Below are 14995 nucleotides of genomic sequence, written 5' to 3' on the forward strand. Positions count from 1 at the left end.
TCCGTGAACATCTGGCGTGGGCTCAAGCGGCTGGGAAAGCGTCTGCGCTGGCCGATCCGGTCCGCTGGACTGAACTTTGCGCTGGCCTACGGGCTGGTGTTCATCATTTCAGCGGGCGTGTTCCTGTCCTTCATCTGGTGGAACACCACCGGGCAGCTTGATCGTCAGGTTGAAGCCGCCGTTCAGGTGGACGCGCATGATCTGGCGCAGCGCTGGGTTCATGGTGGCCCAGCTGCTCTGGCCCTCGCCATTCAGGATCGGCTGGATCAGAACGTCGAGGACGACGAACTCTACCTTCTCGTTGGGCCGGACGGTCGGAAATATGCGGGCAACCTACCGGGCTGGCCTGTTGTCATCACGCAGATGGATGAGTTCTACGAACTCGCCATTCGCCGGGATGGCTTTCGAACACAGGCCAAAATGCATGCTTACCCGCTTTCGGAAGGGTTCCGCCTGATCGTTGGCCGGGACGTCCGGGGGCGTCAGGTTGTCCGGCATGTTCTGACGGATACACTCATCTGGGCCTGGGTCATGGTGTCGCTGCTGGCGGCTGGTGGGACACTGGCAATCCGGCGGATTTTCCGGCAGGTCGTGCATTCCATTGCTCGCACAACGTCCGCGGTGGCACAGGGCGACCTCAGCCGCCGTATTCCCCTGACAGGCAATGAAACCGATCTTGTAGCGCAGACGGTCAACACCATGCTGGAGCGTATCAATCGCCTCATGGATGGTGTCCGGCAGGTTTCGAATGCCATTGCCCATGATCTGCGAACCCCCATCGCTCGTGCCCGGGCCCGGCTGGAAGATGCGAGCCTGACGGCGACGTCCGAAGATGAACTCCGGGCGGCGATTGACCGAGCTGTGCTGGATCTGGATCGCGTGACGTCTATTTTCGAGGCGCTGCTTCGGATCGCCCAGCTTGAAGCGGGCGCGCGACGCGCAGCCTTCACGGTTTTGGAGATCGGCCCTCTTCTTGAAGGTCTGACTGAACTTTATGAAGCGTCCATGGAAGAGGCAGGTCTGACGCTGGACCTGGCGCTCAGCCAGATCGCTCCCGTAAACGGCGATCCGCATCTTCTGCAGCAGGCCGTGGCCAATCTGCTGGATAACGCAATCAAATTCGCACCAGCAGACTCAACCATTACCCTGTCTGCAGCCATGCAGAACAGCAAAGTTGCAATCACTGTGGCTGATCAGGGACCTGGGATGGACGAGCAGGACATGGCCCGAGCTTCGGAACGCTTCTTTCGGGCCGAGACAGCCCGTAATACCCCAGGTGCGGGGCTTGGATTGTCTCTGGTTCAGGCTGTGGTCCACCTGCATGGTGGAACCATGGAGCTGGCCAACGGTCATCCGGGACTGCGAGTTACGCTGGTTCTGCCTCCGATCTCTAAAAAAGGCACCCTGCCAGCATGACGGAAGTTTCATTCCTCCCTCACGCGTGGCTTAGGTGAGAAAGCCTAAAGAAGGCGAGATGCGTCTTCTGTCCCCCACTTCTGTCTGTCTTCTGGGTCTTGGCCTGATGGGCAGCCTTGCGGCGGCTCCGGCCGCGCATGGACCGTCTCAGTCAGTGCCTTCCAAACCTGTTGCCGGGAAAGAAGACGGCGCAATCTCCGTAACATCTGACAGTGCGGAATACTGCACGCAGTTGACCCGGAGTGTGGATCAGCTTCTGGCTATGCCGCACGGCATTCCAGTCGGCGCAATGGATGATGCCCGCCGTCTGCGAACGGAAGGAGATACGCTCTGCAAGCACCGTCATCTTCGCGCCGGGATCGCAAGGCTACGTCGTGCGTTGGTCCTTCTTGAACATAGTCAGGAGCATTCATGAAGCGCTTATTCCGTCTGGCCACGCCACTTGCCGTTTTGTCGCTGGCCGCTTTCTGTCAGGCCCGCGCTGAAGACACGCCCAACGGAACCCAGCTCGATTTTACGGTGACGGGGGAAGCACACGCTGCGCCGACGCTTCTGACGGTACGGCTCTTCGGTCGGGCAGACAGTACCTCCGCGATTGAGGCGCAGAAAACCCTGAATGCCCATATGGCCGATGCGATGAAAATGGCGTCTGGACAGGCCGGTATCGAGGCTCAGGCGGGTAGTTACTCACTGTCTGACCAGACACCAGACCATGGACCAACGCGCTGGACGGCCCGTCAGGATCTAAGCCTGAGCGGCAAGGACGCTGTGCCGCTGCTGGATTTGTCCGGCAAGCTGCAAAGCCATGGCCTGATGATGGATGGTCTGGAGTGGTCTCTGGATTCCGAGACACGTGAGGCATTGCTTGCTCAGGCCCGCACAAAGGCCCTGCAGAAAGTGCGTAAAGAAGCCGAAGAGAGCGCGAAGACGCTCGGGTTGCATGTGGTGCGCCTGCGGCAGGTGCGCGTTTCTTCCATGGAGCCTGGACCACGTCCCGTCATGCTGATGGCAGCGCGAGCTTCAGCGGATTCTTTTACGCCCCCACAGGGCACCCCGCAGGAACAGACCCTGCGTGTGACCGTCAATGTTCAGGCCGAGCTGGCTCCCTGACGTGACACGGCTGACCGTCTGGCACGATGGAAACTGTCCTTTGTGCCAGAAAGAAATCGCCCTGATGCGCCGGCTGGACCGGCGTGGAAACATCCAATTTATTGATGCTACCAGCGAGACGGCAGACTGTCCGCTGGATCGACGTGAGCTTCTGAACCGTTTCCATGCACGAGAAGGGAACCAGATATACAGTGGCGCTGCCGCCTTTGCGGCCATGTGGCGTGCCATCCCGGTTCTGAGGCCATTAGGCGAAATTGCACGGTTCCCGCTTATCCTTCGGGCGTTGGAATTCCTTTATGGCCATTTCCTGAAAGTGCGGCCTGTGCTTCAGAGCCTTGTACGGAAAATCGAGCGGTAAATTCTGTTTCCCTTCAGAACCGTTTTGCTGATAGAAATTTTCAGACATATTTTGACATGATTCACCAGAAAGGGATGTTTCATGCGGGTTTGGGTTTCTACGGCTTTTGCTCTTTTGTGCTTCGCAAGCCTTGGCGCTCAGGCGCAGGAGCGTCTGGTCGTGAAAGGCTATACGTCTGACCAGACCAGTCACGCGGTGGAGGAAATCGTCCAGCCAAGGACGGATCGCCAGATTGCCCGCTGGAATCAGATGGTATGCCCACAGTTTGTGGGCTTCCCTGCGGATGTGGAAAAGCAGTTCGAGGCTCATCTGGAAGACCGGTTTGCGAAATACGGAATTCCGGTCAAGGCGCATTGCCCAATCCCGCAGCTCTTCATTCTGGCCACAACCCACGAAGATGATCTGATCAATCATATTCTGGAGCGAGACCCCTACTTGATGCAGGGGATCGACGTCTCCGCGGCTTTTGCAGACAACTTCCGTCTCCCTCCCTCAGACGTCAGGCATGCGATCCGCCAGGACTATCCGGTTCGCTGGTTTTCAGATGTTGGGATTGAATACAATGGCCAGACCGGAACGCATCTCATGAACGGGAATTTACCCGCGCGTTTTGGCGGAGGGAGGGCAACGGCGCTGTATATTGGTGAAATTCCAATGACGTCGTTTCTCGGGTCGATCCGGCACGAAGACATCAAGTACATGGCCATCACAGTGGACCTCTCCAAAATGGAAGGCGTCTCCTGGCCGTCTCTGTTCGAGTATGTCTCAATGGTCGCGCTCACCAATCCTCAGCTCAAAGACTACGATACATCCGAGACGATCCTGGGCAGCTTCGTGAAGCACAGAAAGCCGCAGCCAGGTAATCTCGTCATGAGCGATCTGGATGATGCTGTGGTTCGCGAGTTCTATCAGGATGATCGCGCAGAAGACGGTCGGTCCGAGACACAGAAAATCGCTTCGGACGTTACCGCCAGTCTGCATCCGTAATCAGGTCAGGAGAGGGCCATCATGGTCGGATCCCCGCAGAGAGCAGCGGTATTGATGGTCACAACGCGCTCTTCCAGCAGCCATTCGGGGCGCAGACAGTCCAGCATGTAAACGGGAATGATCCGTCCCTCACGGGCTGTCAGTGTTGAGGCGGCCTGTAAGGCACGCATTGAATGGCGCTCCATGATCATTGCCGCGCATTCGGGCAGTGCTCCGGGGTCAACGCGCTGGATACGATCAGCCAGCCCCTGCGGCAGACGATGCATCCAGTCCAGAGCATGATCCGGTCCAAGAACGAGTGCAGGATTCCCGGTTCCCAGCGCCATACCGATGGCTCTCAGAATGGCTGGCCAGCTTTCGCCTGCACAGAGAACTGGCCCGCAAGGGGCCAGCGTCAGCGTATTGGTCTCGCCCGAAGGGCCGGGAAGCGCCATGGAAAATCCGGTCATGGCGTGTGCGATGTCCTGACGGATCTGTCGCGCCGAAACGGCGTCGCGGCTCTCAAGAAACGACACAAGACTGTGTGCATGACGGGGGATCTGGCCGGGTGTGGCGTCTTGCGGTGCAAACCAGGGGGCAGTTCTTGCACTCATGCGGCGCAGGGCAAACGGCCCACCCACTTTCGGCCCGCAGCCTGACAGGCCTGATCCACCAAACGGCTGCGAGCCAATGACCGCACCCGTGATGGCACGGTTAACGTAGATGTTCCCCGCCTGAATGCGACGTGTTGCGCGCTCGACAGTAGCCGGGATGCGGGAATGAACGCCAAAGGTCAGGCCATATCCCATGGAATTGACAGCATCGATAACGCCATCCGTCTCGCTTCGACTGAACCGGCGGACATGGAGAATGGGGCCGAACACTTCATGCGGAATATCGGCCACGCGTCCGATTTCAATCAGGGTGGGCGGCAGGAAATGACCGTAACGGCAGTTCTCTCCGAGTTCAGGAGACCAGATGGTCCGCCCGGCGCGCCGCATCAGTTCAATATGATCCAGCGCTTCAGTCCGCGCGTCTGCGGAAATGATCGGTCCGATATCTGTAGACAGGCGTGCGGGATTGCCGATCGCCAGATCCTGAAGGGCACCTTTCAGAAGATGAAGGATGTCTTCCGCACAGTCTTCTTGCAGCAGAAGGATGCGCAGTGAGGAGCAGCGCTGCCCCGCACTGTCGAAGGCGGAGGTCAGAATATCCTGCACAACCTGTTCCGGCTGGGCAGAACTGTCTAGCAGCATCGCATTCTGGCCGCCTGTGCGCGCCACGATCGGAACGGGGGTGCCCGTCCGGCCCTGACGGTCAAAGATCTGCCGGGAGACGGCTTTCCCGATGGGCGTTGAGCCTGTGAACATCACAGCATCAATACGATGATCCGTCGTAAGGCGTTCGCCCACTGAGCCGTCACCGGGCAACAGATGCAGGGCGTCTGTTGGGATGCCCGCCTCATGCAGAAGCTGGACGGCCCGGCTTGCAATAAATGGCGTTTGCTCCGCCGGCTTGGCGAGAACACAGTTGCCAGCGGCCAGGGAAACGGAAATCTGCTGAACGAAAGCGGCCAGAGGGCTGCTCCAGGGGCTGATGCAGGCAACCAGACCCAGCGGGGCCGCATGAAGATGATAATCCCGACCCTGAAGACGTTCCGCATCGTACCGGAGAATACTGACCGCCTCGCGCACTTCATCCTGTGCGGCCGGAAGTGTCTTTCCAGCTTCCCGAACCAGGAGAGCCATCAACTCGATCTGGTGGGCTTCGATCAGTTCTGCCGCCTTGACCAGTGCCGCAATACGCTCTTCAGCCTTGCTCGTTGACCATACAGGAAGAGCCTGTTCTGCGGATTGCAGAGCAGCAAGAAGGGTTTTCCCATCCGTTTCAATCACGTCCCCTACAGGATCATGTCGATCAGCCGGATTATAGATCATGTGGGAACGAATGGTGCCGATATCAGCACCGGGCGTTAGGGGGGTAGCGTGCAGGAAGGGGGCGTCTCCATCCAGAACGGCATAAAGCGCTCGCAGGGTGTTTTCGCTGAACAGATCAACACCCGTTGCATTCCGGCGTCCCGGCAGGAACAGGTCTGAAGGGGCGCGCACGGAACGGCTTGCACGCTCTGTACGGGGAATCAGGCGTGTTGCCTCAACCGGATCAGCCGTGAGCGCCTCAATTGTCGCCGCCGGATCTTCATTGCGACGCAGACCTAAAGAGCCCGGACCATTTTCCATCAACTGACGGATCAGCCCGGGCATAAGAGCCTGGGATTCCCCAACCGGGGCATGGATGCGGCAGGGGAGATTCAGGCCCTGTCTGTCACGAAGAAACTGAGCCAGAGGCAGTCCGAGACCCTGAAGACACGCAAATTCGAAATCCCCCGGCTTGGGTTTGTCGGCAAGAGCCAGAATATGGCCAATCGTGCGGGGATTATGCGTGGCAAACTGCGGGTAGTTTGCGTCCAGCGCTTCCAGAAGCTGTCGGGCGCAGGCGATATAGCTGACATCCGTGTGGCACCGGCGGGTGAAAACCGGGAAATCTGTCAGACCGCTTTTCTGTGCCTGGCGGATTTCTGAGTCCCAGCAGGCTCCTTTGGCCAACCTGACAAGAATACGGCGCCCGGTGCGGCGACCCAGATCAATCAGAAACGCCACCACAGCAGATGCGCGACGGTCATAAGTCTGAACAGTCAGGCCTAGGCCGTTCCAGCTTCCCAGTTCGGGGAGCACACAGAGTGCTTCCAGCAGATCCAGAGCAGTTTCGAGATGGGTACTGTCCTCCGTGGAAAACAGCAGACCGACATCCAGATGTCGTGCCCGGATGGCCAGTCTCTGCAAGGTCGGAAGCAGTTCCGTCATGATGCGTTCGCGGCGGAAACGTCCAAAGCGGGCCGACAGGGCAGGCAGCCGCACACACAGGAGCGGGCGCTCGGAGAAATCGCCCGTAATGCCAGCATGTTGGCTGATATCTTCCAGTGCATCTTCGTAAACCGTCAGAGCATCAAGCGCCTGCTCCGCAGTCAGAGCCGTATTGACCTGTAGATCGTAAGCATAGGTCAGGCCCAGTTTTTCACCAGCAGCAGACGCCCGAAGTGCTATCCCCAGCGTAGAGCCCAGAATGAAGCTGGTCCCAAGAGTCCGAACGGATTTTTCCAGTCCACGACGGATCATGGGCGCCGAAGTCTGGAGCGTTAGACGCCGGAGGCTGAAGCCTTTGCTCTGGTTGAGACGCGATGCGAGTGAAAGGTTCAGGGCGACAGAGTTTATAAAGGAAGACTGTCGCTTACTGATATGGCGCGCCCAATCTGCCTGCCCGACGAGGGAGCGGACTAGGGCGTCCTGTGTACTGGAGTCTGGAATACGCAGAAGAGCTTCCGCCAGACACAGAACAGCCTGCCCTTCTGGCCCGGATAGAGGGAAAGTCTTCATCAGACTTTCAATAGCGTTCGGGGGTGCTTCACGAACGGTCTGTGCGACGAGATGGGCAATCCGGCTGGCGCGCTGGTTCTGTTCAGCTGTCAGGGTTGCGGCTGGAAGCAGAGCGTCCATGCACTCTGCTTCGGAGCGGTAATGGGCGGCTGAAATGCAATCCCGCAGAGCGGAACGCGGCGCGCGGGAGAGTAGAAGCTCAGCAAAAGGAGCGGCAGGGCGTGAAGCCGGGTTTGTCGTCGGATGGGTCATGGGTCCATTCCAGGCGGGTTAAAGCCCGGGGAGGCCTTTAATTCAGAAGAGAGTATGCGCTTCTAACGCAACCTGGGCGCCAAGACATCCGCAGACTGCCCTTAAAGAGGATTTAATTTTGGTTTCACTGCCCGTGGGTGGGAAAAAAGATGCCCCATTACAGCAGGAGAGCGTGAAGTCTTTAGGAAGTTCTTAAGGCGGAATGTCTAAAGATGGGGCGGTAGGAGCCAGCATGACCCCCCTTGCCACCGATCCCTTTTCATCTGCTGCCAATCAATTCACCGCACGGCTGCGTGCCGCCGTCAGTCTGGATGATGCCGGGCGGAGAGGGGATGCTCTGGAAGCCCTTCAGGAGGCGGAAACCCTCCTGCCAGATCGTCCTGAAAGCGCTTTTCTTCTAGGCGGCCTGTATGAGCGTTTCCAATATTGGGGAAAGGCCACAGTTTTCTACAGGAAAGCCCTTCAATCCAAACCAGAAGTGCCTCGTGTTTGGCACCGACTGGGCATTGTGCATCTTCATGCGGGTGATTTGCCGGATGCACTTCAGGCTCTGGAAGAGGCAGTGTCTCAGGCCCCTGATGTTCCTGACTATGCCACAGATCTGAGTATGGTGCTTTCCAGGCTGGGGCGATTTGAAGAGGCCTGGGGTCTGGTGCGTATCGCTCTGGCCCTTCGGCCGGGCGATCTCCATGCGCTTAATAATGCAGGGCATATCCTGCAATGTCTCAATCGTTCGGCGGAAGCTGTCGAATTCTATGACGCAGCCCTTCTGCAGTCTCCGTCTCATCCCGTCATTCGCTTTGGCCGTGCGGCAGCCTTGCTGAAAGCAGGTTCTTTTTCAGAAGGATGGCAGGAGTACGAGTGGCGCTGGCAGTCTTCACGAACGGTCAGGACGGATATCGAGGCGCCCGTCTGGGAAGGAGAGGATCTTCAGGGCAAGACCATCCTTGTTCATCATGAGCAGGGATATGGCGATACCTTGCATTTCATTCGGCTTGCATCTCTCCTTGTGGCGAGAGGGGCTTGTGTTGTGGTGCAGGTACCAGTCCCGCTCGTGCGTCTTATGGAAAGGGTGGATGGGGTCGACCGGGTTTTTTCTGTAGTGCCGTCTGAAGAGCACTTCGATTACCACTGCCCGATGATGAGTCTTCCTGCCCGACTGGGGCTGGAATCCGATGTCGTTGGTGCCGTGTCTTATCTTTCAGTGCCTGAAGATGAGATCATACGGCAGGGTAATGCATTGCGTTGTCTGGCGCAGGGAAATCCAGCGCGGCCAGATTTCATTGTTGGGCTGGTCTGGGGAGGCGATCCTCGACCGCATGATCCGCGCGCTACGCAGACAGATCGGCGCCGAAGCATCGCGCTGGAGAGCCTGGCACCGTTATTTTCGGTCGAGGGGCTACGCTTCGTCAGTTTTCAGATGGGCATACCACGGCATCAGATCGAAACGACAGGGCTGCCTCTAATTGATGGCACAGATGACATTTTGGATTTTCAGGATACGGGTGCCCGGCTGTACGGTGTGGACCTGTTGATTACGGTCGACACATCCATTGCCCATCTTGCGGGGGGACTAGGGCTTCCTGTGTGGATGCTGTCCCGAGCAGATGCGTGCTGGCGATGGGGAGAAAGCGGTACTCAGACCGGGTGGTACCCGACAATGCGAATTTTCCGCCAACACAGATCAGGTGACTGGGATAGTGTGCTGGAAGATGTGCGTGTGGCTCTTGATCGTCTGATGGCTGTCTACCGTTCGTGTCAGGAAAAATCGGCGCCGACCTGATCCTGAAACATAAAAAAAGCAGCCATCCGAAGATGACTGCTTTTTCTGGATTCCGAACCGGACGCCGGTCTTAGCGCGGAGCTATGACCATCAGCATCTGGCGGTTTTCCATACGGGGCATCTGTTCGACCTTGGCCTTTTCTTCAACCTCGAGACGAATGCGCTCCATCATCTTGGCACCAAGCTCCTGGTGAGCCATTTCACGGCCTTTGAAGCGCAGGGAAACCTTCACCTTGTCGCCGTCATCGAGGAACGAATTGATGGCCTTGAGCTTGGTCTGGAAGTCATGCTCACCCGTACCCGGACGAACCTTTACTTCCTTGATCTCGATGACCTTCTGCTTCTTGCGAGCTTCGTTCTTCTTCTTCTGCTGTTCGTACTTGAACTTGCCGTAGTCCAGAATCTTCACAACAGGCGGAACAGCCGTCGGGCTGATTTCCAGCAGGTCAAGGCCAACCGAGAAAGCGCGCATCAGGGCATCCCGGGTCGTCATGACGCCTTGCATTTCGCCTTCTTCGTCAATCAGACGAACCTGCGGAACACGGATTTCCTCGTTGACGCGCGGCCCCTCACGGGTGGGCGCGGCCTGCATCGGCGGTCTAGCTATGGTAAGCTCCTGTCGTAATTCTCATGCGGAAATCAACCCGGACATCACGCCCCACCCTTCACGAAGAAGAGCGGGATGCGGTCTTTGCCGATCCCGTTCCTTTTGCACATAGTCCCGCACCCTTCCGGGTGCAAGAGGATTACGCGTAATCCTGCGAAAAGCGCGCAATATCTGGCGGAGTTGCCTCGGCCGACAAGGTTTTGACCGCCTCGTCGAGTCCCAGAATCTCCTGCTGCGCTCCGCCGAGGCGACGCATGGCGACCTTCCGCTCCTCTGCCTCGCGACGTCCGACCACCAGAATGACCGGAACACGGGCCAGGCTGTGTTCGCGGATCTTGGCGTTGATCTTGTCGTTGCGGACGTCCGTTTCGACCTGAAGACCCGCTGCTTTCAGTTTTGCGGCAACTTCAGTGGCGTAATCCGCCGCGTCGGACACGATGGAAGCCACGACAACCTGTGTCGGCGCCAGCCAGAGGGGGAACTTCCCAGCATACTGCTCAATCAGAATGCCGATGAAACGCTCGAAGCTGCCCAGGATAGCGCGGTGCAGCATGACCGGACGGTGACGCTGGCTGTCCTCCCCAATATAGGACGCATCCAGACGTTCCGGCAGAACATAGTCCACCTGAAGCGTACCGCACTGCCAGTCACGACCGATCGCATCAGTCAGGACGAACTCCAGTTTCGGGCCGTAGAAGGCGCCCTCACCGGGGTTGTATTCATATTCGACGCCAGCGATTTCGCAGGCCTTCTTGAGCGAGCCTTCGGCGCGATCCCAGACCTCGTCAGAACCGGCCCGCGTCTCCGGACGGTCCGAAAACTTCACACGGAAGCTCTCGAAGCCCAGATCTGTGTAAACCTCGGCCAGCATCTTCACGAATTTTGCGGTTTCATCCGCAATCTGGTCGTCCGTACAGAAGATGTGGGCGTCATCCTGCGTGAAGCCACGAACGCGCATGATGCCATGGAGCGAGCCGGACGGCTCATAACGATGGCACGCGCCGAACTCTGCCATACGCAGCGGCAGTTCACGGTAGGACCGCAGGCCATGACGGAAAATCTGCACATGGCACGGGCAGTTCATCGGCTTCAGGGCGAGGGTTTTGTCCTCATCCTCAACCTGCGCGATGAACATGTTCTCGCGGTACTTGTCCCAATGACCGGAGGCTTCCCAGAGCGCGCGGTCCACGAGCTGCGGTGTGCGGACTTCTTCGTAATTGTTCCGCTCTTGCGCGCGGCGCATGTAGTCCTGAAGGACTGTGTACAGACGCCAGCCCTTGTGGTGCCAGAAGATCTGGCCGACGGCTTCTTCCTGAATATGAAAGAGGTCCATCTCGCGCCCTATGCGGCGATGATCGCGCTTCTCGGCTTCTTCCAGACGCGTCAGATGAGCGTCCAGCTCCTTCTTGTCGCGCCAGGCCGTGCCGTAGATACGGGTCAGCATGGGGTTGCGATGGTCGCCGCGCCAGTAGGCACCGGCCACGCGCATGAGCTTGAATGCCGTTCCGACGTCTGCCGTGCCGCGCAGATGCGGACCGCGGCAGAGATCGAGCCAGTCGCCCTGACGGTAGATCGAAATCTGCTCGTCTTCCGGCAGATCGCGGATCAGCTCGGCCTTGAAGTTCTCACCCTTCTCTTCGAAGAAGCGGATGGCTTCGTCACGATCCCACACTTCACGGGTGAAAGGAGCGTTGGCAGCAACGATCTCTCGCATTCTGGCTTCGATGGCTTCGAAGTCATCTGGCGTGAATGGCTTCTCGCGGGAGAAGTCGTAATAGAAGCCGTCCTTGATGCTCGGGCCAATCGTGACCTGTGTTTCCGGCCAGAGCGACTGCACAGCTTCGGCCAGAACATGGGCGGCGTCATGGCGGATCATCTCAAGAGAGGCGTCGTCCTTCTTCGTGACGAACTTGACGGCCGCATCGTCCGTAATCTCGGTTGCGAGATCGACGAGCTTGCCGTTCACCTCCATGGCCAGGGCGGCTTTTGCCAGCCCCGGACCGATGGAGGCGGCGATAGTCGTGCCCGTCACGGTCCCGTCGAACGTGCGGACGCTTCCGTCGGGGAGTGTGATGGCGGGCATGGGATCGCTCCTCTGCGATGGCTCCCGGCAGCCCTCTGCCGGGAAAAAGACACGCGTAAATGGCCCCAATCCGGCATGGGCCGCAAGCCCTGCACCGGCGGGAAGGCGGATTTATCGGTCGTTAGTCGCTGTCTGAAGGGTAAAAGGCGCCAGTCCGGCCCCATTCGGAAGGCGGCCCTCGCGCCATCCAGCGTCCATATAGTGGATCAGGGGCCAGATGCCGTAGAACGCATCTTTCACCACATCTGCGTTTTCATGGGCATAGAACAGCGGATCAAACAGAACGTATTCGTGCTGTGAGCCATCCTGGAGCCGGCGATGCGCCAAAAAATTTTGCGGCACATGTACTGGCAGCTGCGGAACGGGAGTGTCGCCTAGAAGAACAGCAGGATCTACGCCCAGCGCTTTGAAATGCTCGGCGATGACGGGTGCATAAATGTCGGGCGTGTGCAGGTAGCTCCGAAGAAAGTCTTCACGGCTTGCCTGAAAATAATACCGAAGATGATATCCCTCTTTGGGGTTTTGCGGTGTGATCTGGCCTGCCTTTGGTGTTTCACCAGGAATGGCACCCGCAATATGGGACAGCTTCTGCCGTGCAAAACGCCGGATTTCTTCATAATCCGGACGGTTATGCAGATGAATATGTATGAAAGGCGTCCGGACGCAGCGTTCCCGATAGATGGTCTGTGGCGCGTGCAGTCCACGATCCAGGCCAACAATCGTATGTGCACGGAACAGGGCGCGAGGGACGGACTGGGGGCGGTAATAGTCCGGTGCGTCCGGTACGTTGAGAAGAAGTCTGTCCGTAATCAGGGTCGCCTGTTCGTCTTTCAGAAGCTCGAACTGCGCCCGGATTTCAGCAGGATCAACCGACAGCCGATCCAGAAAGAAGGCCAGGAATTCATCGCAATCCATGGGAAGGGCGAAATCGCAGGCATTCTCTGCATCCCAGCCGCGAATGATTTCTGCGAAGATTTCTCCCTTACGAAGGAAATCTTTGTGAGACCGATATTTCCGAATGACCTGAACGCCCTGCGCCTCGTAGCGCTTCTGCACATCCTTGACGTGGGGGTCGGTAGAGCCGTTGTCGACAACTGTCAGGTTGGAGAGACCGAAAATAGCCCCATGCCAGAGGATCCACGGCTCAAGAAGCGTGGCCTCGTTTTTCTGCATCGTGACGCAACGGATAACTGTCATGCAGGGAGTAGAGCCTCTATCCGCGAGGCAGGCAACAACGCGAGGTCCGGAACGTCCAGAATGGTCGTCTTCCCCGGTGTCAGCGCCAGCGGTGCAGTCAGGCGTGGGTCACTGTCCACGGAGAACAGAGCGATGATCGGCCTGTCCATTGCGGCTGCGAGGTGCATCGGTCCGGTATCGTTTCCGATGACCTGCTCTGCCCGATCCAGCACGCCAGCCAACTCGATCAGGCTAGTTTTTCCCGTAAGGTCTATGGCCTGTGGGCAAAGGCTACGGAGCTGCTCGGCAAGAGGTGTTTCGGTCGCGCTTCCCGCAATGATGGGGGTGATTCCGCGGCTGAACAAGGTGTGGGCCACTTCGGCAAAGCGTGTGACAGGCCAGCGTTTCTGGGGGCGATGTGGTGCCGCGCCTGGCACCAGAACGACATATCGGCCTTGAATTTTCGGCCCATGCCCTCGAAGCCAATCGGGTATAGTGCGTGGAAGAGGTGGCACACCCGCGGCACGAAGCTGGTCATCCAGGCGTGCGAGCGTGTGCATATCGTTACGGGACGGATTGGCGTGGGGGTGGCAGCAGCCACTGGAAATGCCGGACCAGTTTCTTGGTTTACCCGCCAGTCGAAAATAGGTTTTTGAGCGGCCGGACGTCTGAAGATCGAAAATACGATCGAAGCCATGCAACGTCCGTGACAGACGGAGTAGTGCGATCGGATGCTTCAGGGACGGTCGCTGGTCTGTCGTGACGTCGTCGAACCACGGCGCTGCTTTGGCAAACTCCTCAAAAGGCGGAGTGGTCAGCAGCGTGATACGGGCATCAGGAAACGCAGCCCGAATGGAAGCAAAGGCCCCGAAAGCCTGAACGAAATCGCCCAGAGCACCGAGCTTGATGACGAGAATACGACTCATGACCCTGATTTCTAGCAGGGTCTGACGGAACGCCAACTGCCAGAGCTGACGTTCCGCAAAAGAAATCCTGTCTGAGGCAGGATCATACCCCAGGAATTAGACGGTTGTGTCGAGTCCTGGAGAGGCCTTGGCAGCATCTGCTTCAGGCGTACCCTTGGCGACCACGACCATGGCCGGCTTCAGCAGGCGGCCCTTGAGAAGCCATGCTGGCGTCCAGGACTGCATGACGTGGCCCGGCGTATGCTGATCGGAAGGTTGCTCGGCCATTGCCTGATGCAGATTGGCATCGAACGGCTTGCCGGTCGGATCTTCGCAGGTGATGCCGTGGCGTTCCAGAATGTTGATGAAGGACCGTTCGGTGCCTTCAATGCCTTCACGCAGCTTGGTGATGAGTGTGTCTTCACCGTCTGTCTTCGCAGGCAGGGAAGCGAGGCCACGCTGAAGATTTTCAGCAGCTTCGACCACGTCCTTCGCGAATTTCTGGATGGCGTACTGGCGTGCGTCTTCTACATCCCGTTTGGCCCGGGCGCGGATATTCTGATTCTCCGCTTCGGAGCGGACCCAGCGGTCCTTGAGCTCAGCAACTTCGGCTTCAAGAGCCTCGATGCGTGCTTCCGGCGTGGTTTCTTCCAGCGTTTCGCCGCCGGTTTCGTTCATACCGGGCGTCTCGACGCCCTGCTCAGGCGCGTCGTTCACTGTTTCCGGCGTAGTCTTCTGGTCTGGCATGTCACGACCTTATCTTGTGGGACGGGCCAACCCGTGGCCCCGTTCTCTTTCAGGAGATAACGCGGATTGTCTCAAAGACAAGGGTTGCAACGTGGTAGGATGTCATTGAAATGCCTATTTTCTGCCATGGTGCGCCATGCGTTATAGATAATCCTGGCATC

12 protein-coding genes are annotated in these 14995 nt (G+C 58.2%); 6 read left to right on the plus strand and 6 right to left on the minus strand.

Translation table 11 applies throughout. The annotated features are described in order from the left end of the window. The first annotated feature begins 3 nt into the window (after positions 1 to 3). The 5 genes from GFR01_RS07110 (at position 4) to GFR01_RS07130 (ending at position 3871) form a co-directional block, all read left to right on the plus strand. Positions 4 to 1416: a HAMP domain-containing sensor histidine kinase gene (locus tag GFR01_RS07110; protein ID WP_099181865.1), complete on the plus strand. Its 1413-nt coding sequence runs from the start codon at positions 4 to 6 to the stop codon at positions 1414 to 1416. A 58-nt stretch (positions 1417 to 1474) separates the two neighbouring features. Then, positions 1475 to 1831, plus strand: a complete 357-nt coding sequence (locus GFR01_RS07115) for a hypothetical protein (RefSeq protein WP_063903247.1) — start codon at positions 1475 to 1477, stop codon at positions 1829 to 1831. Further along, positions 1828 to 2526 carry an SIMPL domain-containing protein gene (locus GFR01_RS07120; protein WP_099181866.1) on the plus strand — a complete coding sequence of 233 codons (699 nt, stop codon included), beginning with the start codon at positions 1828 to 1830 and terminating at the stop codon, positions 2524 to 2526. Before GFR01_RS07115 ends, GFR01_RS07120 begins: the two co-directional genes overlap by 4 nt. A 1-nt stretch (position 2527) precedes the next feature. Continuing rightward, on the plus strand, positions 2528 to 2884 hold the full coding sequence (locus GFR01_RS07125) for a thiol-disulfide oxidoreductase DCC family protein (protein WP_099182127.1): 357 nt from the start codon (positions 2528 to 2530) through the stop codon (positions 2882 to 2884). An 81-nt stretch (positions 2885 to 2965) separates the two neighbouring features. After that, positions 2966 to 3871 carry a hypothetical protein gene (locus GFR01_RS07130; protein WP_099181867.1) on the plus strand — a complete coding sequence of 302 codons (906 nt, stop codon included), beginning with the start codon at positions 2966 to 2968 and terminating at the stop codon, positions 3869 to 3871. A gap of 5 nt (positions 3872 to 3876) precedes the next feature. Here GFR01_RS07130 and putA read toward each other — a convergent pair whose 3' ends face one another. Further along, entirely contained in the window at positions 3877 to 7533 is a 3657-nt protein-coding gene (putA, locus tag GFR01_RS07135) for a bifunctional proline dehydrogenase/L-glutamate gamma-semialdehyde dehydrogenase PutA (protein ID WP_099181868.1), read from the minus strand. A 232-nt stretch (positions 7534 to 7765) separates the two neighbouring features. Between putA and GFR01_RS07140 the strand changes: the two genes are divergently transcribed. Further along, positions 7766 to 9316: a tetratricopeptide repeat protein gene (locus GFR01_RS07140; RefSeq protein ID WP_099182128.1), complete on the plus strand. Its 1551-nt coding sequence runs from the start codon at positions 7766 to 7768 to the stop codon at positions 9314 to 9316. Between the two features lie 70 nt (positions 9317 to 9386). On the opposite strand, the gene infC is transcribed toward GFR01_RS07140, so the two are convergent. The 5 genes from infC to GFR01_RS07165 form a co-directional block, all read right to left on the minus strand. Further along, a complete protein-coding gene (infC, locus tag GFR01_RS07145) occupies positions 9387 to 9908 on the minus strand; it encodes a translation initiation factor IF-3 (RefSeq protein ID WP_007281714.1) in 522 nt (173 codons plus the stop codon). A 154-nt stretch (positions 9909 to 10062) separates the two neighbouring features. Then, positions 10063 to 12006, minus strand: a complete 1944-nt coding sequence (gene thrS, locus GFR01_RS07150) for a threonine--tRNA ligase (RefSeq protein ID WP_099181869.1) — start codon at positions 12004 to 12006, stop codon at positions 10063 to 10065. Between the two features lie 111 nt (positions 12007 to 12117). Further along, complete coding sequence (locus GFR01_RS07155) at positions 12118 to 13203, minus strand: glycosyltransferase family 2 protein (protein WP_099181870.1); 1086 nt, start codon at positions 13201 to 13203, stop codon at positions 12118 to 12120. Beyond that, positions 13200 to 14108 (minus strand): glycosyltransferase family 9 protein, encoded by a 909-nt coding sequence (locus GFR01_RS07160; protein WP_099181871.1) that lies wholly within the window; start codon positions 14106 to 14108, stop codon positions 13200 to 13202. The genes GFR01_RS07155 and GFR01_RS07160 overlap by 4 nt, the downstream gene beginning before the upstream one ends. Before the next feature lie 96 nt (positions 14109 to 14204). Continuing rightward, positions 14205 to 14834 (minus strand): nucleotide exchange factor GrpE, encoded by a 630-nt coding sequence (locus tag GFR01_RS07165; protein ID WP_099181872.1) that lies wholly within the window; start codon positions 14832 to 14834, stop codon positions 14205 to 14207. Positions 14835 to 14995 lie beyond the last annotated feature (161 nt).

Origin of the sequence: Gluconobacter frateurii (assembly GCF_002723955.1) — a bacterium.
GTDB lineage: Bacteria > Pseudomonadota > Alphaproteobacteria > Acetobacterales > Acetobacteraceae > Gluconobacter > Gluconobacter frateurii.